The organism is Rhodoferax ferrireducens (assembly GCF_031458075.1).
Taxonomy (GTDB): Bacteria; Pseudomonadota; Gammaproteobacteria; order Burkholderiales; family Burkholderiaceae_C; genus Rhodoferax_B; species Rhodoferax_B ferrireducens_A.
The window spans coordinates 1,931,259-1,953,984 of the sequence record NZ_JAVDXT010000001.1; the positions used below are offsets into that span (position 1 = coordinate 1,931,259).

The following is a 22,726-nucleotide window of genomic DNA, read 5'->3' on the forward strand; positions in this document are numbered from 1 at the left end:
ATGGCGAATAATCCGCTTCAACCGCTCGCCGAGGCACTGAAAGCGGCCGCGCCCGGTCGCCCCCTGACGCGGGACTTCATCGCTAGCGCTCTCGGCAACGGGGTCAACGTACCAGCCGGACTCGATATCGATCTGGCGCAGGCTTTCCAGACCGGCGGCGCAGGCGGGTTGCCGATCAGCTATACGGCGGGCTCCGTCTCGCCAGTAACAGCCGTGGGATTCACGGTTACGCCGGTTTCGCTGCGGCTGATCAACGCCGCGGTTACCAACGCCGTCCTCACCTTCAGTCTGGTGAGCGGCGCCACGCCGACGCTGCGGCTGCAGGTCGTGGCCCATCCCTCCGCTTGGTCGTGGAGCGATCTTTCGCCGTTCACGGCCGGCTGGCCTTTCCTGTGGGCTGAGTTGTTGGAGGTCGGTTTCACCTTCGACACCGCCGTCGGCGGCGCGATCCAGACGCTGGAAGCGCATCTCGTCCCGCCAAGCCAGTTCAAGGATATCGTCGCGCTGATCCAGGGCCTCGCCTTTCCCGGCAGGGGCGTCAACCTTCCGATCGCCGGCAAACTCGATTTTTCGGCGATGGATGGTGGAGCGACGCTCTATCCAACTGGCTCCCTTACCGCACCCCTCGCTTCGACCGGCTCGCTCACTCTCTTTTCCCTTAACGTATCGAAGCCCGCCTTTACCTTGTGCTTCCCGGCCGCGGACACCGCACCCACGTCGGAAACGCAGGCTGGCGCCCCACCGGAGCAAAGCTTTCCGAACATAGTGTTCTCGCTCGACCTGACCGTGACGGAGGCCAGCGGGGTGACGATCGGGTACACGCTGAGCGTCGCCGTCCTGCCGGACGTCAGCCAGGGGCTGCAGGCTCCCGCCGCCGACGCAAGCGACCGAATCCAATTCCTCTTTGGGCTCCAACCGAACCCCGCGGCTGGTCTCTTAAGCCCCGGCGGGATCGCCGCGCTGGTCGGTGGCCATTCCTATTTCAGCGATGTTCCCGCCCAGGTCCAGGGGTTCCTGACCAGCGTCGTATTGCGCAGCCTGATGTTGGAAGGCCTCACCAACCCTCCTTCACTGACCGGGATCACGGTTTCGATCGGCGCTAATCCAGCGATGCTGCCCTGGACGCCGTTCACCGATCCCGACAACCAACTGGCGCCGGTATTGACGGATCTGGATCTGGTCTGGAGAGTTTCGGATCCGCTGGTGCCGAGCCCGAGCCGGAGTGCGACCTTCACCGCGTCCGGCCAGATAATGCCCACGGTCTTCCGAGGCACCTTTCACATCGAAATCGACTCCGACCTTAAGTTCGAGGCGTCCTACGACGGCCCGGCGATTCAGCTAGGCACTCTCGTCGATGCGGTGTCACTGAAACGCATCCAGCTTCCAAGTGGGCTCGCCGCCAGCCTCTCGAATATTGTCTTTCTCTATGACGGATCGAGCGGTGTCTACAGTTTCGCGGCCGATATCGATGCCAGCCTTTCCTTCCTGACCATCGATGGCCAACCCCTGCTCGCGCTGCAGGAGGCGTCGATCTCCTTGTCCGCAACACCCAGCCATGGCACGCCGCCGCCGCCCACGCTCTACGACGCATCGTTCAGCGGTGTGGTGTCGATCGGCCCGGCCTACATGCTGACCAGCGTCAGCCACCAGACCGGTGACGGCTGGTCGCTCTCGACCAGCCTCACCCAAACCCTCCTTATCAGCGACCTTGCCGACCAGTTCCTCAGCGATGTCGGACTCGGGCCTTTCATTCCGGGTGACATGCGTCTGACGACATTCGCCCTTACCGCGAGCATTCCCGACGACGACTCCGATGCGGAGAAAGTCTATAACGTCTCGGGCGGGTTCATCTGGAACGTCTCCATCGGCAGCATTGCCTGCAACCCGGCCGCCAACATCGTCCTTGCATTCGACGGCTCGAAGCCGTCGGCCCCGGTAGACCAGCGCTATTCGCGCAGTGTCGTTGCAATGATCGGGTTATTCAGTGCCCAAATGATCATCAGTTACGAATTCAAGAGCGGGAACACCCAGCTTTCGGTCACCTGGGAAGGCATCACCGCAACCTACAATACAACGCAGGCGGACAAGAACAGCCTCACCTTCACCCTCACCGGCTGGAGCCTCGGCAGCCTGATCACGGCGTTGGTCAAGACGATTCCCGAGCTCGACCCCTATTTCACCCTGCCCGCGCCGTTCGACCTGCTCGATGACATTCCGCTGGACGGGCTCCGGGTCACCTTCGATCTCGGCGTCGATTCCGGCTTGATCATGGCAATCTACCCGCTCTCCAGCCCGCCGCTCGATCTCGGTTTCGCCTCGATCAGCGGCCTGCGCCTCACCCGCTACCGCGCCAATGCGCTCAGCAAGCACCAGTTGCTGCTTCAACTGATCGGCACCTCGTTCATCCTGCCGGCGCCGCTGATCGTCGCCTCCGCTGAGGATAGCGACGCCACCGGGGGGCCGCCCGGCGTCGCCGTCGACCAGCTGCAGACGATCAGCGTCCCCGGCCAGGGCGACAAATACTTCAAGCTGGTCCTGTTCGCGATGGGGCAGCGGGTGAAGATCGTCGGCATGGAGGACGCGCCCGACGTCACGACGATTCTCGCCAATCTCGAAAAAAATGCGGTGAGCACCGATACGCCGACCAGCCCAGTCGGCACCAGCACGTCGCCGCAGGGGACGCCTTATTACGACCGCTCGAGCGACTGGCTGATCGCAGCACGGATGTTGATCCTCGAGAGGACCATTGACCTCGGCTTCGTCTTCCACGACTCGGACCTCTACGGCCTCCACCTCAAAATGGCCGGTACCAAGGCCAAAGCACTCGCCGGGCTGGCGATCGACATCCTTTATAAAAAGGTGACCGACGAGATCGGCATGTACCAGGTCGACTGGCGCTTTCCCGACGCCGTGCGCAACCTCAATTTCGGGGCGGTGTCGGTGGTGCTGCCGGACATCGGCGTCCAGATCTACACCAATGGCGATTTCATGATCGACATCGGCTTCCCGTACAAGATGGACTTCACCCGGTCCTTTTCCTTCTCGGTGATCATCGCGGGGATACCGGTAACCGGCGGCGGCGGCGTCTATTTCGGCAAGTTGAGCGGCGCCACCTCGACGGTCACACCGGTCACCAAGCTCGGCACCTTTAATCCGGTAATCGCTGTCGGGATCGGCTTCCAGATCGGCCTGGGCTACAGCTTCACAGCCGGCCCGCTCAGCGCAGGATTCTCACTCACCGCCACTGCGATCATCGAAGGCGTGATCGCCGCCTGGCACCCATATGCGCTCGCTCCGCCACCAGGTCCTTTACCGCCGCCGCCGACCAGCGTCCAGCATGATTATTTTTTCAAGATCGCAGGCACGGCCGGGATCGTTGGCCTGCTGTATGGATCGGTCGACTTCGCAATCATCAAGGCGTCGCTGTCGGTCAACATCACCCTTTCAATCACCCTTACCTACGCATCGTTCCAGCCGATCGAGATCGCCGCTTATGCCTCGGTATCGGTCAGCCTCAGCGTCAGAATCGACCTCGGCCTGTTTTCGATCACCTTCCACTTCCATTTCCAGACCCAAGCCAACGCCAGCTTCTCGATCTATGTCGACGAGGGTACCGCACCATGGGTGTGGACGAGCGGCGACCAGAAACTGCTGCAAGCCACGCGGGCGCCGATCATGCCGGAGCTTCGCGGTCGAGGCCGGGCCAAGCCGGTGGTGCGCCCTCCGGGCCTCGACATCAAGCTCATGCTCTACGCCACCGCTGCCTACACGGTAGTCGCTACCGAGGGGGAGACCGACTTTACGCAGCAGGCTGGCGCGTTCGTGACACTGCTGATGATGGACGCGCCCTCGGCGGCCGACAACAGCGCCATGGCGAAAGTAACAACTTCGTTCGAGAAACTCTGCCGCGATATGCTGCCGTGGCTGGTCAACCAGTTCTCGATTCAAGATGCGACAGCTGTGAGTGTTGAGGAGCTGAAATGTTATCTGAACCTGCTCGCCAACCTCGACGACCCGCCGCTCGACTTCTGTGACTGGCTGACCTTCCTCTCCTCCTTCAAAGTGAGGCTCACCGTGCTCAACGGGCCCCTCCCTGGCTCGGTACCATTCCCGGTGTTCGACGGACTCACTGCGACGGTCCAGGTCGACGCCTCGGCAGCGACGCAGATCGACTTCTCGCAATGGGTGATGGTTACACCGGAGTATCGCAAGGGCATTTCGGCGCTGTTCACGACGCTCGGCGCGTCGCTCCAGCAGGCGGGTGCGTCCCCGCCCGCGCCGCCGCGCCCGGGCGAGCCGCTGACCACCGAATCGATGTCGGCGATGCTGTTCGTCGACGCGATGATGCTGATCGGCCGCCAACTGCTGCAGGCGGCAATCGACGCTTTCGCGCATTACCAATATGCGCTGGAAAACGGCAACACGATCGCGGCGATCCTCGTCTGGTGCGAGACCCACGGCACCCCGATCGACTCCGACGACGTCGTGCTGCCCAACGGCGCGAAGCCGCTCCTCGCCGGGAGCCGTTTCGTCTTGGCCGCGCCAGCGTACACGATACTCAACGGGGACACGCTGCAAAGCATCGCTGCCGGCTTCAAGTCGGACGGCCAGATCACAGCTGCCTCGTTGATCGACGGCAATCTCAATGCACGCATCGTCGCCGCCGGCACAGTGATCCCGATCCATGACGGTTCTTACTCAACGCCGGCAGGGATCAGTTTTATCGATCTCATGGCAAAGCTCGACCAGAGCGACTGGACAGCCCCGGTTTGGACGTCGGCACGGCTGGCGGCGGCGATCGGCAGCCAAGCCTGCCTCGTCTCCGGCGTGGCGCTCGCCCTGCCGGAGACGATCGACACCATCGCCGGGGACACGCTGGCTGGGCTAGCGGCGCGTTACGGCGTCACGGTGTCATCACTCGGAGCCAATTCCACGAATCAGGCAGCGACGTTGTTCGACACCAACCGGGTTTCGGCAATCTCGCTCACCGGCATCACCAAGGCTCCGCTCGCCCACCTTTGGGCGCAGATCGTCGCCGACGACCAGCTCGCCCAGGCCGCCGGAATGCTTTCGCGCTTCCTCGCTGCGGGCCTGCGACTGCCGGTCTCGACTCCGGTGGGCGGGCTTACCCTGTCCGCCGACTTCACTGAGCTCAACGCTGCACAGGACCGCTACGGGCTCTACCAACTGACCGGGCAGCAGTTTCCGGCGGTGCCCTCCTCTCCCGCGCCCACGGCCTATGAGCTGGTGATGTCGGCGGACGCTACGCTGCTCGCAAGAAAGTTCCTAACCTTCGACGATACCGGCAGCAATAACAGCACGATCCCTCTGCTGACTCCCTTGCTCGATCATCTCGCCCCGTTGTTGACGTATGCACGGAGGGGTGCGTTCAATCCCGTGACGACGTTCCGCATCCTGCCCGCCGTGGCGCGGACGCCGCAGTTGTCTGCGCTCACCGCCGGTGTCGGCTTCGTCAGTGCCAACCCGGCAGAAATCGCCGCGATCACGCTTCAGCAGCCCGGTACCGCTCGCGCGCTGCCGATGCTGTGGATGGTGCCGGCGAGCCTGCTTGCCGAGGTGGCGGCGCGTCAAACCACATTCGACGCGGCGGCTATGGCGTTGCCGACGCAGCTCGCTTACTTGCCGCTACTGCAGCCGGTGGCGTTAATCACCGATCCGATTTCGAAAGTACTGGTCCAGACCGGGCTGGATGGCTACGCCTGGGCCACGCGCGTCGAGTTCAGCGTCAAGCGGCTGCCACCGGCGCCGGCAGGGTCGCCGACGACCAAAACGCGCAGCTACACCTACGAGCTGCTTGCACTCAACGCGGCTTCTGCCTCGCTGCTCGAACGACTGGTCTCGGCGCTGGCCGGTCCGATCTCTGGACAGGCGATCTCGGGCTTGTTCCTCGCCTATCCGCAGGGCAGCGGCGCGAGCAGGCAATTGTTGGCGCCGTCTGATTCCACTAGTCCCGCTTTCTTCACCCGCACCAACCTGTCGACACAGCGTAATCCCGGCGAGATATCCAACGTCGCGACGGCACTGGCGGCGCGTCCGCCGGTCGGAAATGTCGCCAATCCGCCAGCGCAGGTCGTCCGACTTCTGTGGGAGCTGTCGACGGTTCGCTCGGGTGGTTATTTCCTCAGCTATGACCTGCTGCCAGAGCTGGCGTTCGATTCGACAGGCAAGGCTGATCTTTGCATTCTCGTCACCTATCCGCGCGGCGGCGCGCTAACCCTCGACCGGTTGACCGGCTTCGTTAACGCGCTGCTGACCGACGACGCCAATGCCGGGCCGGGCATACAGGTGGCGCTGGCGGCGAGAAGCGCGGCGGTAGCGGCGCAGCCAGCAACCGATGCTTCACTCGCCGACCTCGCCTCGCTTTACGGACTCAGTATCGGCCGCGTTGCCGAGCTCAACGCCGGCTTCCCGCTGGTGCCGGGAGTCACTCTCGCGATCGACGGAGTCACGCATCTGACTGCGGCGGCCGGCACCGCAGACTACGTCCCGCCGAGCGACTACGTTACCGCCGCTGGCGACACCCTGCAGAGCGTCGCTGCTGGCTTCGGGCTCGACGTTGACGATCTCGCCATCGGCGCCGCGGCTGCGCCGATCTTCACGTTTCCCAGCGCGATCGATTCGGCTGCGGTGCTGATGATCGATCCGCAGGGGCTCGACGTCCATCCCAGCGATGCGTCCGGCAACATCACCATCGAGCTGAGCCGGCCGCCGGCTCCGTATATTTCGGATATTTCCGATCCGGTCGCGTCGACGTTGGAGCAGCTCTACTCGATGCTGGCGGCAGGTGTGCAGAAAAACCAATTCTTTGGCGGAAGTGCAGGGCCGCCGGTCGGTCCGCAACATCATGACGATTCGATGAACCCCGGCACCGTCGGTCTTGCCGCTGCGCGCCGCCAAGCGCAACGCGATCCGGTGCGCCGCCGCCAAGCTCTCGCCGGCCTCCTTGGTGAACCGCTGTGCTACCGCCAGGTGCTCGGCCTCACCAAGGTCGCTACCAGCAACACCGCCCCCGCCGGAGGCAGTGCAGGCATCCCGCCCGGAAGCGCCAACCCGTATATCGGCGTCGGCAGCCTTGCCCAGCTCGATCTCGAATGGCGAGACCTGTTTGGCAACATCCTGGTCGATCAGTTCCGGTCACCGCCACCGGGCTATTCCGGTCCGGCAACCGGGCAAATCGTTCCTTTGCTCTATCGCGACAAGCTGATCGGGCCGGCCGCCTGGCCCAATCTGTTGATCCATTATCTCTATCGCAATGACGAAAAGAGCGGCTGGCTCGACATCGCGCTGGCGCTTTCGACCACCATCTACGACGACGTCACCTTGGTGCGGCGAACGATCAACGGCGTCGCCCAGCAGATTCCCGCCGGCCAGGCGGCGGCAATTGCCGATTACCCGGTCTATTGCCGGATCTGGTATCAGCTCAACCAGGATTACAGCGCGGCCGGCATTCCCTGGGCAAGCGGCCAGGCAGTGCAATTCACACTGCACAACAGCCTGCTTGCCGAGCCCGATCTCGCGCTTAGCGACAGCCAGGCCCAGCCGTTTCGCCACTTCGTCGCCAAGGCGCTGGGCTATCTTGACCTGCGCCGGCAGGGTCAGTTCCCGGCAGTGCCGGCATTGCCGTTGCTGGCGATCCCGATCGATGTTGCCAGCGGCATCGCCGCCGGCAACATCCTGCCGCTGGCGCTGACCCTGACGCTCAGCCGGCCGGGACTGCTAGTCGATTCCGCCTTAGCCGGACTCGCCGGCGGCGAAACCTCGTCGGTCGACCTTTTGCCAATGCCGGACCCTCTAGATACTTCCGGCAGTGGCTATTCCAACTTCGCTAAGCTGTTCGAGGCGATGTTTGTCTCGAATACCGGTGGCTGGACGATGCGCCTCGGAACCTCTGCCGCGACAGCGGGTGCAGCCGGTATCGGCGACAAGCGAAGGCAGAGCCTATGGGCGGTGCGCTTCGCCGCCTCGCAACTGCCGGCGTCGCCCCAGGGACTCGGTTTCGTGCTCAGCGACCTGCCGCTTTATTATGCACCGCGCCCGCTCGCCCGGTCGCTGGTGAGCGCCAACATCGAACTCTATGCTAGTTATGACGGCACGTGCTATCCGCCGGCCTGCGCTACCGTCAGCCAGCACTTCACCGGGGTCGATCCCAACGTCTGGTTCCAGTCGGTGCTAGACGCGATCGACACTGCGCTCGCCCCCGATCTCGCCGCTGCGCTTTATCTCTACGATCTGAGCACCGGCGTCGCCGATCCGCTGTCGGATGCCGGCACGCTCGGTCAGCTGCTAGCGATCAAGAAGGCGCTCGCCGAGACCATCGCTGAGACGGTCGAGGCGATCATCGAGCCGTCCCCCAAGCCGGCCCCCGTCGGCACCGCGCCAGCCGCTGGTGGCTGGCCGAAACCGGACGACGACAGCGCCATCGCCGCCGGGAACACGTTGCGCCAGGCGCTGCTTAACCAACTCGGCCCGGCGTTCAGCACGACCGCGATCGCAGTCTTCCAGGCGAGTAAGGTGAGCGGCAACGCCGTCAAGCTGTTCGGCAAGCCGCGCGCGGCGCTGGCCGGCGGCGGGAATGCAGGCGATAACGCGACCTTCTCCGTATCGAGCGGGCGGCTGCCGCTCGACCCAGCCCATCCGGCCCGGCTCGCCTTCCTGCTAGATTCGAAAACCCAGGTCAGCGGCGCCTCCTATCTGCCGCTGAAGTTAACCTGGGACATCACCCATGTCGAGCACAACATCCGCTCTATCCCAGGGATCGACGACTATACCGACAGCGACTGGATCGGCTTCATACAGCCGCCGTCGGTGGCTTTGCCGGACCCGCTGCTTAGCGTACCGTTCAATAACGGCGACACGATCTACGCGCCGGTGCTGTTGCGAGCGTTGCCGCAACCACCGACGATGCGCGGCCAGAGCGCCACCGCCACCCATCCGATGACCAGCGTGCCGGCCGAGTTGGCGCAATGGAATTACCAAGTAGACTTCACCTACGGCCTCGCCGCGCAGGACACGATCGCGACCGAGATCGACCTCAACGTCCCCGGCGGCACCATCAATGCGCCGGGCGGCCCTGAAGACCCGACCGCGACCGCCCTCTATCAGGCGCTCGCGCAGTTCGTGCAGGTCTATCCGGCGGTCTCGGTGGCGATGGCCGCCGCGCTAAAAGCGGTCACCGGCACGGGCACCGTCGCCGACAAAGCGGCGGCGGTGCCCGTGCAATGGTTCCTACAGACCCTGGCCGGGGTCAAAACCGCCTATTACGATTGGGTCCACCCGCCGGAGAATCTCAGCCTGGCGACGGTAAAGCAGCCAGAGGTGCGGATCGCCTTCCAGATCAAACTGGTGCCGGACGCGCCCAACGCCAACGCCACCGTCGCGATCAACGAGCTCAAGATCAACCACCAGTCGGCGACGTTCGATGCTGGCAGCATGACGATCACTGGGAGCGGCGTCACCCTGCCCTTGCCATTCGTCCAGCTGTTGCCCGATCAGTGGCGGCCGGTGGTGAGCGCCGGGATTGGCGCGGATAGCGTCCGCTTCAATTACCAGGGGATCCTCCCGAGCGGCGAGGGCCCGACCCCGCTGATGACCCATCAGGAAGCGGTTAAGATCCCGTCGCGCTCTATCACGATGACCGCGCTCAACATCTTCGGCTATCGCAACGGCAACGCGACCCTGTGGATCCGGCGCAACTTGCTTCTGCTGCCCGATGCGGCGCCGCCGGCGGCAACCAACGAGGCATTCATCTTCTCGACCCCGGCGGTGCAGTTCACCAGCCCGATCGCGGCGAGCCTGGCCTTCAACACCCCATTCTCGATCGACACACTGAAGGCGAAGGGACCGAGCTACCAGGAGTATCTCGACGCCTTCTTTACCGGACTCGGCTTCGGCACGACCGGCAAGACCGACGTCGAGGTGGCGGCGACAGTGACTTACTCCTACCACCTCAACCCAGGACAGAAACTGCCGCGCACCGTCGTTCCGGTCACGCTTCTCCTGCATACACCGGCCGCGATTTCCGCGACCACAGCGCCTTCCTTCGTGAAGCCACTCGCCGCGATGACGGACGGCTGGCGGAGCAAGGCAGTTCCAACCACGGACGGCGGCGCGACGATCGACATGGCGCTCACCATCTATCCGGCGGGTCACGGCAATCTCCAGCCGATGCTGCAGATTGAAAAATTCACCGTCACTGCGACGATGGTGCCATTGCCTTGAGTAACTTTTGAAGGGGACCCACGGCTGGGGAAATTCACTTTGGGCATGCGTTGAGTGGTGTTGCAGGGCGCGGCATCTACGACAACATGAAGACAGGGGGTGGGCAAGGTCAAGAAGGGCAAGGGGCATATCTTCAACCCGCGCTTCTCGGCTATGTGCAGCCACTACCTACTTGACCCGGGCTTCTGCAACGTGGCATCGGGCTGGGAAAAAGGTGCGGTGGATCAGTCCCCTCGAATATCGAGCAAGCCTTGGACTTACGGCACGACCCAGTCAAAGAATTCCGCCGCGCCCCCTGGTGGTCAGAATTGGATTGGCTTCAATAACTATGATCCTCTTGGAAACCCATGGTGATTGCCGTCCAGATTTCGTGCGGACCAGATTACCTGGCAGATCGAGAATGGGATAGGTGAGCCTGTACAGGGAGCAACTACGCCAAAAGTTTGGATGTCGAATCCCAGTGGCGCATCGGCTGGCCCCTGGATCTGCGGAAGACGTGACTAGGTTTCAAGCGAAGCAATCGCCGGGAGCTCGGAGCTCGGGTGCCCGGTGCCGATGCGCCCCCATGCTTCCCTGAAACCGTCCAGCTCATAGTCCTTGCACTCCAACCAGTAGGATTGCTTGCCAGACTTAGTCCCGTGAGCACCAGCCTTGACCTCGTCTGGCGTAAGGATGAAGGCTTGCGGCGCCGTCGCGACTTGGTTCACCACGACCCAAAAGTCGCCCATCAACCTGTCCACCGACACTCCAAGCGGCACAGCATTGCGCTTGCTCAGTGTTTTGACCTGGATGCCAATGTAATTGCGAGCATCTTTGTCGTAGCAAATGATATCGACACCCCTGGCGTTTCTGGCGGTTGGCATGACGTTCCATCCCAGCAACGAAAGCTTGTAGCAGACGTAATAGAGGCCAACGTTGCCCACCACCTGCGCATCCGTTTTCAAGGCGCGGACCGCGCGCGCAACTGTGACCATCTGAGCTTCTCCAATCCAACTGCGGCGGGCGCCACGTCAAAGTGCCGACAAAGTCGACGCGAATCAACCGACGGAATGCAATGACCCTAGCGGGACATCGAAGGCGTTCAGTCGAATTGAGCGAAATCATCTCATAGGGCACCTTGGCGCCGAATGGCAATCGCCAGCAGTAGGCGCGCGTCATGTCGGCCGCCGGATGAGCGTAATTCGCCCCATATACACTGGCCCAATGGACATCAAGAAACACCAGGCGACACGAATTCAACGCAGCTTCCAGGACCTCCCCGAGACAGGGGAACACGCCATTTCCCGACCGTCGAACCTCTCGCGTAAGGCGCGTATGGGGGTGGGACTTCCAAAGGACGATGGGTGGCAGGCATTGCTTCAGTCGAAGCGTGTATTGATAGTGGCCGAGGCCGGAATGGGTAAGACTTTTGAGTGCCGCGCCGAACGGGATGCCCTTTGGAAAGCAGGGGAAGCTGCGTTCTTTTTTGAACTCGCAGAGTTGGCCGTCCAAAAGCCTGCTGACCTCTTGGACTCAGCCGAGGAGGCTCGCTTCGAGGCGTGGCGCTCGAGTGATTCGGGCATGGCCACGATATTTTTGGATTCCATCGACGAACTGAAGCTGACGCACAAGTCCTTCGAGACAGCTCTCAAAAGGTTGGAACGTGATATCTCGGCACAGCTGGGACGGGTGACGATTGTCCTCACAACCAGGCCGATCCCTTTTGAATTGGACTCGGTTCGCCGGATCCTTCCCGTTCCGGATCGTCCTGATCTGGGCGCGAGCGAGGAGGACTTCGCCGATATCGCGATGGACAGGCCCTCGGCAAACCAAAAGGTTGATGTTCCGCCGCCCGACTGGCGGTACGTTGCGTTGCTGCCCCTTTCAGACGATCAGATTCGCGAGATGGCTGTCGCTGAGAAGGTCCAGAACCCGGACGCCCTGTTTGCCGACATCATGGACAGGAACGCGGAAGACTTCGCCCGACGGCCTCAGGACCTGATTGAGTTGTGTCTGGACTGGAACGAGCATGCCACCGTGCGGACCCACCTGCAGCAGGTCGAGCACAACAGCAGAGTCAAGCTGGCGCCACGCACGGAAGAACAGGAGAAGGCTCCCTTGACACATGACAGGGCCTTCGAGGGGGCCAGCCGGCTGGCGTTGGCCACGCTGCTAACTCGAAAGCTAACGCTGCGCCACAGCGCGGAGGCCGACAAGGGCGGTGTAGCCGGTGCCGCGTTGGATCCCGCAAAGATCTTGACGGACTGGACCGCCGACGAGCGTGCAACCCTTCTCGAAAGGGCAATATTTGGGTTCGCGAGTTACGGTCGGGTGCGGTTCCATCACCGGTCGGTGACCGAATACCTCGCGGCCAAGCGGTTGGACACTCTCATCGGACGGGGTATGTCTATCGCCGCGGCAAAGCGTTTGCTGTTTACCGAGACCGCTCAGAACGCCCGAGTAGTACGGCCCACCATGCGTGCCGTTGCGGCCTGGCTGGCCGTGATGCAGCCAAGTATCTTCAACGAGGTATGCGATCGTGAGCCGGAGCTCTTACTCGATGCCGGCGATCCTGCCTCGCTTCTTGACGGCCAACGGAGTGCGGCCCTTCGAGCATACGTAAAGCGCTATGGTCGTGGGGGCTGGCGCGGCCTTCAGACACCTTCGATTCAAGTCCATCGGTTTGCCGCGAGCCACCTGGCACCGCTGGTCATGGAGCTTTGGGATTCCGGGATCGACAACCAGGAGGTGCGGGGACTTCTGCTGGAGCTCATGACGGCCATCCCGGTGACGGCCGGAGCCGACGCAGCCCACTCGGTACTTATGAGTGGCACAGCGTTGCGCGGAGATCGGATCGAGGCACTAGACCTGCTCGTGAAGTTGGCCGACCCCCGGCTTGATCAGATCACCCATTCGATGGAGGTGAATCCAGCGCTTTGGCCAAACGGGCTGCTGCGCGATGCAATTCCGCGCCTCTTTCCAGTTCACATCGGTGTCGAACGCCTGTGCCGCTTGCTCGGTCGCATGCCGGTAGAAGAAGGAAGCCTCGATCCCCTGCATCACTTCTGGAAATACTCAATCCCAGACCGGCCGATCCCTTCCAACTATAGCGATGCGTTGCGCGAGGGTCTCACCGAGCTCGTGGCCGGCGGCGTGGTATGGCGCGATGAGTGGCCTCACGTAACAAGCCCGCAGCCGCAGTTGCTCAAGTCGCTGGCGGCAATTTGCGCCCGCCAGATAAAGGAAGGTGTTTTGTCTGCGGCCGTAATGCATTCAAGCGCCGTGGCGCTGCGTCTTGCCTGCCACGAGGAGGAGTATCGACCTGGTGAAGAGTCCTTCGACAACCTACGGATCGCATTTCAAAAGCTGCCCGCGGCGCAAAGACAGGCTGCATTCTGGGCCGGTGACGCGTATTGCCAAAGCCTTCACTTTCAAAGCGATCCCTGGAGACGACTGCTGGAGGCGACCGAGAGCGGTCTTGTCCAGCTGAACTCCAGCGATGACGAAAAGTGGGTATTGGAAGCCCTTGCTGACCCCGGCCGCGCGTTAACGGACCGGTCTGTGATGCTGGAAGCAGGAATGAGAATGCTGCGTAGTCGAGGCGAGCTGGTTGGCAACAGCGCAGCGCTCCAGGCGGCCATTGCGGATTCCTCCGCACTTATCGCACTATTTGACATCGCTCGAACGCCGACGCCAGTCAGCGTGGAGAGCGCTAGATTGCAGGCGGCTCAGAACCTGCGCCGGGAAACCGAGATACTCCGCAGGGAGAAGGAGCGCGGCGATTGGATTAGCTTCAGACGCCGTGTCCGCGAAAACCCTGCTGAGGCGTTCAGCCCAGAACGTTCCGAGCACACCGCACGCGCCATCCTGCAGGCAATGAACATGGCAGCGAAGGAGAACCAACATTCAGGCTGGAGCAGCGCCTTTGTAGAAATGCATTTTGGGAGCGAAGTCGTGGACCGGTTGCGTGCATACATGGCAGCCTATTGGCGGCGTCAAAACCCCGGTCACCCCTCTGCAGCGGTAGCGGCTGCGGGCGAGCCGCGCTTTCTATCGGAAGCCGCGCGCGTCGGTCTAACTGCCGTGATGGCTGAATCCGAAGACCCAGACTGGGCGGGCAAGCTCAATGACTCGGAAGCCAGATTGGCTGCTCGCCTTGCGCCCAGCGAGCTGCTGGGATTCCCTCGCTGGTTGGATGGACTGGCGATCGCGCACCCCGAAGCTGTCCTGGCTGAGCTCGGACCACTTATCCTGCAGGATCTGGAGAGGCCGGCCAAGGTGGATTCCCATCGCATGTTTGTGCAAAGCGTTGGCCGAACAAGCGCCGCCGTAGGAGAGGTATTCGTTCCGTTGCTTAAAGGTTGGTTTGATGCGAACCATGGGCGCGTCCAACCGGAAGACGAACTCGAAGGAGTGGCCAGCCGACTGCGCCAGGTTTCCCAGATCCTGTTGAAGTTCGGCGGCGGCGACATGCCGGAACATGTCGCCTCAGTAGCGATGATCGAACTCAGCAATGGAGTAGCCCCTGCCCTTGAGAGAATTTGGGGGCTACTGCTAATGCAGCTGAATCCGAGTGCCGGTACCGACTGGCTGGAGACGCGGTTGAACAGTCTCCCTCCGTCCGATAGCGGGCAAGGAGTCGCTTGGATCGCCCTGCTGTTCGGCGACCGGTACCGAAATACCTCCGTCGACATCCGCCGTCCGGCGCTCACGCCTTCGATACTGCTGCGCCTTACACGGCTCGCGTACCTGCATGTGCCGCCGGAAGGCGATCCGGTGCACGAGGGTACCTTTACCCCTGGGTTGCGCGATCAGGCCGCGGATGGCCGCGGCATGTTGGTGAATGCACTGCTCGACCTACAGGGCCAAGGGGCCTGGGACGTAAAAGTCCAACTCGCCAAAGACCTATCAGTTGAGCCGTTCCGTGACAGGATTCTGGCGATCGCGTTAGAGAAAGCGGCGGAGGAAGCCGACCAGGAAGGGCTGACGGAGCGGCAGGTCGCACAAATTGATATCCACTATGAATCGCCGCCGTTGTCGCGTGAGGAGATGTTCACGCTATTGAATGACCGCCTCGACGATATCAATGATCTGCTCTTGGGGGACTGTTCCCCGCGTGCCGCCTGGGCAGGATTCAGCGATGAGCATGTGATGCGCCGTGCAATAGCCCGCGAGCTGACAATTGCATCAAAACTGACCTACACCGTTGACCAAGAAGGAGTCACAGCCGAAGACAAGGAAACGGACATCCGATTGCGCAGTACTGGTGCGGCGATCCAAGCAGTCATTGAGCTCAAACTGGGGGACAACCGACCGGGCCGCGACTTGCGCGACACGATCCGGGTTCAGTTGGTCGACAAGTACATGGCGGCCGAAGAATGTCGATCCGGATGCCTGTTGGTCACAGTTAACGCGACCCGCAACTGGGACCATCCGGACACAGGGGTAAAGCTCGATATTGGCGGCCTCGTGGCCATGCTCCAGGCGGAGGCCGACGCTGTGAATAAGGAGTTCTTGGGTTTGCGCAGAGTGACTGCACGGGTTTTGGATCTGCGCCCTAGGCTTGGTACCGAAAAGGCTGCCACGTCCGCGAAGAAGCCTCGTGGGACCACGGGGAAGAAGGGTAAGGGCTCGAAGGCGGTAGCACCGTGACCCTGGCAGAAGCGAGCCCGTTCTTGCACCTTCAACGCTTCCATGCATTTTTAAAGTGGGGGCTGTAGATGAGCCGGGTCGGCTCTCCAACGCGTATCTGTTTGGCTGGGGGCTCGTAGATTGGGGGCTGAATACAGAGGTCATGGCTATCGCCCTATGGAATGGTTGACGCCGCCCTTCGCCACCCTGCCGTTACTAGCAAGAGTTTCGCCAGCGCAGCGCTTGTATGTTCACTCACGCGCCGCTCCGCCTCCGGAACTGCACGGTTGTTGTCCGAACAGTGTTTCTCAATTGCCGGGGTTACCTTGCTGATGGGCTTCCGTTTCAGGAACTCAATGGCTTGCAGCCTTCACGAGCCCATCGATCATCTGCTGCTGCTTGGCGACGGTGTCACGCAAGGCCTTGCCTTCCTTCTGAAGCGTCTCGATATCCTGGTTGAGCAGCTTCATGGCCTCCAAGAGATAGAACGGCAGGCCGCGATGAAGTATCGAGTCCGGGCGACCTCCCTTGTCGTAGTTCACCAGGTTGGTGAGGCCGGCATCGTGGACCTCCTCGGCGATGAAGCCATAAGCCTGGTCTCCGCTGTCCTTGTAGGTGAACGACTTTATCTGTAGGGATAGCAGGGCCCGGTAGTTGTCGACCAGCGGCTTCACGTCCTTTTTGTACCGGAGCGAAGAGTGCGCGGCCTGGGCGATAGTGAAGGAACCATCCGTGCTGACCATGGCGTACTCCCAGTCCTTCCACTTTCCCGTCGGCATTGCAGGATTGGCCAAGGGTGCGCCATAGAAGGTCATCACGCCGTTTTGCAACATGATCCGTCCCTGATAGTCCTTAGACAGATCGGTAGTGAAGTCAATGTAGGGTCCGAGTGCAGTCGAATTTGCCCTCAGTTCAATGCGCGGGTGGCCCCCAGAATCCTCGTCCAAGAATATTCCATTATTAGAGCCCGCAAGGGCGCCTGCGCCTCCTCCTTGTATCTGGAGCACTGTCTGCGGCGTCGCCGTATTGATGCCGACATTCCCCGTTTGATCGATGACCAGCGCGCCGGCGATTTGCGCTAGCGCGGGTCCGGCAAACAGGAGTGCGGCCGCCGCGAAGGACACAGCGGAGATAGGGAAATTCTTTGTCATGAATGAGTCCTCAGTGGTTGTGGTGTCGGGCCAGTGTTTGCGCAGTTGACGGCTGCGTGAAGGGGGTCCTTCCAGGGTCCATGGACTGAATGCGATGCTGGCCGTCGGGCCTCTACTGCGGCCGCGGCGATGCCCCGATACCCACCGGGCCCGCCGTCGCTCGTAGCCTTAGCTCCTTGCCCTTGGGAAAGGTGATGCCCCATCCGGCGTAGAAGCCGGACGTCATGCTGAGGATATCCCCGTTGGCGGCGGCGGCAACTGCATCCTCCAGTCTCCGGTAGGGTTTGAACACCCTACCGTTCTCCTCTGCCCCGGAAGCGTGCCCACCGTCAACATACGTCACCTGCTCCGCAAAGAAAGTCAGAAATTGTTGGAGCGCCCCCTCCAACTGTTGATTTTTGAAACCAGTGCCTTGATTACTGGTTGCAGGATCAATGCCACAGCCCCCGTGTGTGTGGATCCCGATCGTGATATCGGTTCCGGGATAGATCACCGGGCTACCAGAGTTTCCACCCATAGTGTCGACCCTGTACTTGATCACCACTTTGTGTGGGTCTATCTCGTCCTCGCCAAGGAACAATCCGACGTCTGTCTGCTCGGTCTGGTTCTGCGCGTTACGTCCCCCTTTTATTCCGGGGGGCGTGTTATCCACGCCGTACCCGGTAACCTGGACTTGGGCCGGGCCGGTACCGAAGGTCATCAAATTGGACGACATCCGATAGAACGCCTTTTGCGCGGTCGCTGGAAATAGGTGGGTGTTGGGGTTGGCGTGGGTGGTGAATATTGCCCAGTCATTGCCCTCCCCTTCACTCGCGACAACTGATTTGGCATCTATGGCGTACTGATTTGCAGGCGAGGCGAACCTGATGGACCCGTCGGGAGTTGATGCTGGGACATTGAACTCCAGTACGGCAAGCTCTGATAGCGGGTCTGTGCAATGCCCGGCCGTCAACACGGCGCCGGTAGAAACCAACCAACCGGTGCAGCCTACGGGGACGATGCGCGCAGAACGCGGATCGTTTGAGTGCACGCGATCGTCGGTTCCGCAAAGCGCCATCGGACCTCGCAACTCATGCGCGCTCGGCTCAACCTTCGCCCCGATCACCACGCCGTCCAGGCTGTAGAACACGCCCTTGTCACCCGGAGCCGGATGCAACGTGATCTTCACCGCGTCGCCGTTGAAGTAGGCGCTGTTGCTCCGCCACTGGTCCAAGGTCCTTGCGTTGAGGATTTGCACACCACCGTCCGCGATCGAGGTGACGGTGATGAAGCTCTCGGCGCCGAGCTCGTAGGCTTTGAAGTGGAGCTGCAGCCATGGAGCGTTGGCTATGCGGACCTCGCGGGTGTCGGCCACCACGGCCAGCAGCTGACCATCGTAAACACCGGAGGTCGCCTGGTAGGGGACCACGTCGCGGGGAATGGGCGCCGGTTGCGACCAGGTGTCGGCCGAGCTGAGAAGCAAAATCGGTAGGAGTCGCCTCCCGATCGAGCACCGAAGGCGGGCGTGGATCGTGGTGCTCATGTCGACCTTCCCAGTTCCGTGCTCGTCAGGCTTCCGCACAGGGTATGCAGGGCGACGAATCGTGATGCCTGCTGCGGCAGGCCAACCAATGTACGAAACATAGGAACTCCCGTTTGGGGAGATTGTCGCCGGGACCCGCGTTAGCCACGTCCTTCATTTAGATGAGGATTTTCTTGGCTCACGCGACGGGGGCTACTCACGTTGCCGAATCAATGGTGGGCATAGAAGCACCTTGATCCGGCGAACCCACTCCGTGCGATCTGCTTCGTGATGAGCAAACCGGACAGCCCAAGTATTTAAGGTCGTGGAGAGGAACGGGGCGTGTTGTGCTCGTCAGAGACCTTGTTAAGGCGAGCGCTGTAGTCGTCTGCCGCTTTTCGTCCGATTTCGGCAGCGCCCTGGCCGAGTTTGGAGCTGCCTCCGTGTAGTCGTGGTAGAACCGGTCCCTGGACGCGTCCAGCTCTTTCTGATTCCACGCCTCCTGGTTGCGCCCATGCAGCCGCGGGATGGCCAGCTCACGATGCGTGGCCTCCCAGACCGCCGGCTGTTGACTTCCATCCAGAAGTGACCCACTTTAGTCCTGTGTGGGTCAGGTTTGCGTGGAAATTAACATTGCGGTCTATATCCACGGGGCGCGAGGTCACCACGATGGTGACGCGACCCAAGCCGCCATCCAAGTCATGACTGAAACGTTCGAGTGCGTCGCGGAAGTCCGCGTGTGCCAACTGCAGTTCGTCGATCGAATCCAGGAAGAAGTAGCCGGCCTGTGATGAGGAAGCCCGCCAGTAGTCGAAGCGCTTTTGACGATCGCCGTACAGGCATAGACGCACACCTTTGGCCGCCACTTCCTCCAGACGCAGGAAGAATGCCGCCTCACCGCCCTCGAAAAGTAGCTTGGCCCTTGCCTTGCATTCGTGGGTCTTCCCAGAGCCGGCTTCGGCGATCAACAGGACGCGTTGAGACTCAAGGAGCTGTGCCCAACCGATGCCTTCGCCCAAATACGCTTGATCGCGATCGTCAAAGATGTCTCGTGATGCAGCCGTGCCGCCGATGGTGCCAAATTTTCTTTGCATGCGACAAGTTTATGCGGCGGGCTCCCATGGCCAAAGGCTTCACCAGCTAGCGGACGCCCCGTACGAGTGAGGTGAATGAGGTTCAGAGAGCAAGGAACGCAACAAGTCACGAGTGATGTTGTAGTACGACCCCACTTGGGGGTTCGCACATTGAGGGCCGAATATCTTCCGCTAGCCTGCATGTGCATCTGGACCTGTGAAACGGTGGGCTCCAGTCCGCGCAATGCTTCAACAATTTTGAGGATGACATTGACGGCGTCAGCGAGTTACTGTTTCCCCCTGTTGTGAAGGGTTTCGCATGGGCCAAGGCGTTGATCTCGGGCGTTGTGCCGGTGCCAGAAATCGCCTGGTACTGCTGTTGCCGATTTGCATTGGACTATTGTCCGCATGCACCGCATTGGAGCCAATCCCGCCTTCAACTGTCGGCCCCTTCTTCGCACCGCCGCCAACCCAAGCGGCCTCCGATGCCAAACGCGATCCATGCAATACGTTGGGCCCCCTGCCTGAGAGCTGCATTCCGATGTCGGAACCGGCCGACCCGTACTACGGAGGCCTCGGGCGCGAAATATGGCAGACCGACCTGAAGCGGCGCAATCTAGCGTTATTGGGCGCCAAGCGCACCAACGAGGTTTCCTTCTTCAATGGGATGCTATGGCCCATAGGCGGAGCTGTAGCGCTCAGCGCTGTCAACAACCCCTCGGCGTCGCTGCTTCGTAACTTCGCGGCGTTTTCCCTCGCGGCCTACGGACTCATGAATTCGGGCATTCCCGGTCGAGACAAGCTGTACCTGGAGGCGGCGCGACGCATGGCTTGTGCCATGGCACTTGCCAGCAGCGATCTGTATTTGAAGTCCGACATCGAAGACGGCGCTACGGTGCGCCGCCTAGCGAGTAGCCAGGACACGCTTGAGCAGACAATGCTGCGTCTGCAGGGAGCGTTGGAGAACTACGACTCGACCCGCACGCACTTGTTGGCAACACTGGAAACAAGAAAGGCGCCGGTCGGCAGGGCCGACGACTCCATCAACATCGAGCGTCGCTGGTCCCGCTCCGGCGGAACTGGTGGCGCTGGAGCCGGCTCGTCGACCGTGATGACCGACTTTAGCCGCGAGACACTCGCACGCAGCTCGCGTGGTCACAAGCTCTATGCTGAGCTGAGCACTATCCACGAAGAACTGCGCGCAAGCCAATTGGACTTGGCCAAACGCCGTCTGGAGATCGAAGCTGAACTGACCGCTGCACTGAACAACGGTACACCCCTGGTGAGCCAGCCGGTTGATAGTTACAGCCGCTTCGTCGCCGCGCTGAAGACGGTGCTGGCGCCTACTGCCGGAGCAAGCGAAGCAGCTGCCACCGCGCAGGGAGCAGCTGAGCCCTGGGAAGTGAACGAGAAGACGATGCAGGCATTGACGCCGAGCTCGCGTGCACAACTGATCACCTTTGTCGACCGACAGGCCACCGACCTAGAGCGCGCCATTCCCGCCGCGAACGATTGGATTCAGCGCGTCCAGAACCGCCGCAATCGCACCCGCGACCAGGCTGCCGGAATCCATTGCAGCGACGCCCTGTTCGCGGACACCCAGACGTTGCGCAGCGTAGTGCCGGCGCTGCCGGCCAGCGCCGCTTCGGCGTCTGGTACGCCGAACGTGCGTCTTATCGGGCCGCCACCATGACCGGATTCCGATCCTTCGCGCCCACGAGCCCATACGCACAGCTACGGGGCGCCTTCCGCATGCTTGGGGCCGCGCTGCAGCTGCGTCAATGCGGAAAAACGACCACCCATGCGCCGGACTGGGCCGACCCGTATGGGGTGGATTCTTTTTCGATGCAGCTTGCTGATCCGCGCGAAGACCCGCAGGCGCACTGGGAACTGGTGATCGCGCTGCGCGATGGTATTCCCGGGCGTGCCGTGCCGCAGCTTCTCCATCTGGGAGCGCGCCATCCCCCCGTGCGGCTGCGCTGCGTGCGCGCGGAGCCGGCGCGCGCGCAGGCAGCGCCAAGGGTCGAGCGCACCTCAGTACCATTGGAAAGTGGCACCGCCACCTGTCTGGTGCGGGACCGATTGAACCCCGACCGCTACTACGTGCTGACTTGCGGACACGTGCTGGCCCCTACTGGCGGCGCGCGATGGGATGATCCGGTCGCCGTCGTCGGCGACGCGCAGCTTTACGACGGCCGCCTGCGGGAATGGCAGCCATCGGTGGGCATCGGCGTGCCGCCGTCCACAATCGACGCAGGGCTGGTCGAGCTGGACGCCGCGGCGGCGACTGCCTTGCGCAACGATGCCTCGGGTTGGACGCCGCAGCGTGTGAATGACGACATCTGGCCAGACCGGCCGGTGCGCCTGTTGCGGCACGCCGGCGAACTGACAGGTTCACTAAAAGTACACTGGTCCGGCAAGGTGTGCGTGCCCGATGGAGACGAGTTCCCCGACTACTTCCTGCAAGACGCGATCGGCTATATGACACCGGAGGCCACCCGAGCGGGAGACAGCGGCGGACCAGTATGGACCGACGATGATGCGTTGCTGGGCATGCACGTGGCCGCCATCGCGCCCGAAGGCGCCTATGGCGCGAACGCCGTGCTGGGCCGCATTGCGCCGGTGCTGGACTGGTTCTGCGTGAAACCATTCACGCGTGACGACCCTGCGACGCTGGGAGGCCTGCAGCGCCCGGCGCCTTCACCCAGGCTGCCACAAGCGCCCAAAGGGCAACTATTGGACCCAATGCGCAACGAAGTCGTTACGCTGGCCAAGACGCTGTGGGCCGAAGCACGCGGCGAAGGCCGTGCAGGCATGGAGGCCGTTGCCTGCGTGATCATGAACCGTCGCAATACGCACTATCGGCGCTGCGACAACGTTGCGGAAGTCTGCCTGGACCCCTGGCAGTTCAGCTGCTGGAATACCGGCGACCCGAACCGGCGCAGGCTTGACCGCATTGACGCCCAACCCGACACGTTTTACCAGGTAGCGTTCGATGTCGCGCAGCAAGCAATCGCGGGCTCGCTGGAAGATGTGACCCAGGGCGCACGCCATTACCACGCCGTGACCATGCGGCCATTTCCAGACTGGGCACTCGGCAAGCGGGCAAAGCAGATAGGCAACCACTTGTTCTATGTAGGCGTAGCTTGAAC

The 22,726-nt window shown here is 62.0% G+C and carries 8 protein-coding genes and 1 pseudogene; 5 read left to right on the forward strand and 4 right to left on the reverse strand.

Annotated features, from left to right (window positions below; genetic code table 11):
- Together J2X19_RS08910 and J2X19_RS08915 are read left to right on the forward strand one after the other, a co-directional pair.
- Nucleotides 1–10,239: a LysM peptidoglycan-binding domain-containing protein gene (locus J2X19_RS08910; protein ID WP_310372543.1), complete on the forward strand. Its 10,239-nt coding sequence runs from the start codon at nucleotides 1–3 to the stop codon at nucleotides 10,237–10,239.
- Nucleotides 10,240–10,286: 47 nt separating this feature from the next.
- A pseudogene (locus J2X19_RS08915) lies at nucleotides 10,287–10,488 on the forward strand (IS21 family transposase); the annotation flags it as partial.
- Between the two features lie 251 nt (nucleotides 10,489–10,739).
- Here the strand turns inward: J2X19_RS08915 and J2X19_RS08920 are convergent.
- Nucleotides 10,740–11,213 carry a hypothetical protein gene (locus tag J2X19_RS08920; protein ID WP_310372545.1) on the reverse strand — a complete coding sequence of 158 codons (474 nt, stop codon included), beginning with the start codon at nucleotides 11,211–11,213 and terminating at the stop codon, nucleotides 10,740–10,742.
- A 229-nt stretch (nucleotides 11,214–11,442) separates the two neighbouring features.
- Between J2X19_RS08920 and J2X19_RS08925 the strand changes: the two genes are divergently transcribed.
- On the forward strand, nucleotides 11,443–15,870 hold the full coding sequence (locus J2X19_RS08925; RefSeq protein ID WP_310372547.1) for an NACHT domain-containing protein: 4,428 nt from the start codon (nucleotides 11,443–11,445) through the stop codon (nucleotides 15,868–15,870).
- 332 nt (nucleotides 15,871–16,202) lie between these two features.
- Here J2X19_RS08925 and J2X19_RS08930 read toward each other — a convergent pair whose 3' ends face one another.
- From J2X19_RS08930 to J2X19_RS08940, 3 genes are all read right to left on the reverse strand, one after another.
- On the reverse strand, nucleotides 16,203–17,000 hold the full coding sequence (locus J2X19_RS08930; RefSeq protein WP_310372548.1) for a tail fiber domain-containing protein: 798 nt from the start codon (nucleotides 16,998–17,000) through the stop codon (nucleotides 16,203–16,205).
- A 112-nt stretch (nucleotides 17,001–17,112) separates the two neighbouring features.
- On the reverse strand, nucleotides 17,113–18,522 hold the full coding sequence (locus J2X19_RS08935) for a trypsin-like serine peptidase (protein ID WP_310372550.1): 1,410 nt from the start codon (nucleotides 18,520–18,522) through the stop codon (nucleotides 17,113–17,115).
- A gap of 515 nt (nucleotides 18,523–19,037) precedes the next feature.
- Nucleotides 19,038–19,595 carry an ATP-binding protein gene (locus tag J2X19_RS08940; protein WP_310372552.1) on the reverse strand — a complete coding sequence of 186 codons (558 nt, stop codon included), beginning with the start codon at nucleotides 19,593–19,595 and terminating at the stop codon, nucleotides 19,038–19,040.
- 298 nt (nucleotides 19,596–19,893) lie between these two features.
- On the opposite strand from J2X19_RS08940, the gene J2X19_RS08945 reads away from it, so the two are divergent.
- Together J2X19_RS08945 and J2X19_RS08950 are read left to right on the forward strand one after the other, a co-directional pair.
- Complete coding sequence (locus J2X19_RS08945; protein WP_310372554.1) at nucleotides 19,894–21,267, forward strand: hypothetical protein; 1,374 nt, start codon at nucleotides 19,894–19,896, stop codon at nucleotides 21,265–21,267.
- Complete coding sequence (locus tag J2X19_RS08950; RefSeq protein WP_310372556.1) at nucleotides 21,264–22,724, forward strand: cell wall hydrolase; 1,461 nt, start codon at nucleotides 21,264–21,266, stop codon at nucleotides 22,722–22,724. Before J2X19_RS08945 ends, J2X19_RS08950 begins: the two co-directional genes overlap by 4 nt.
- The last annotated feature ends 2 nt before the right edge of the window (nucleotides 22,725–22,726 follow it).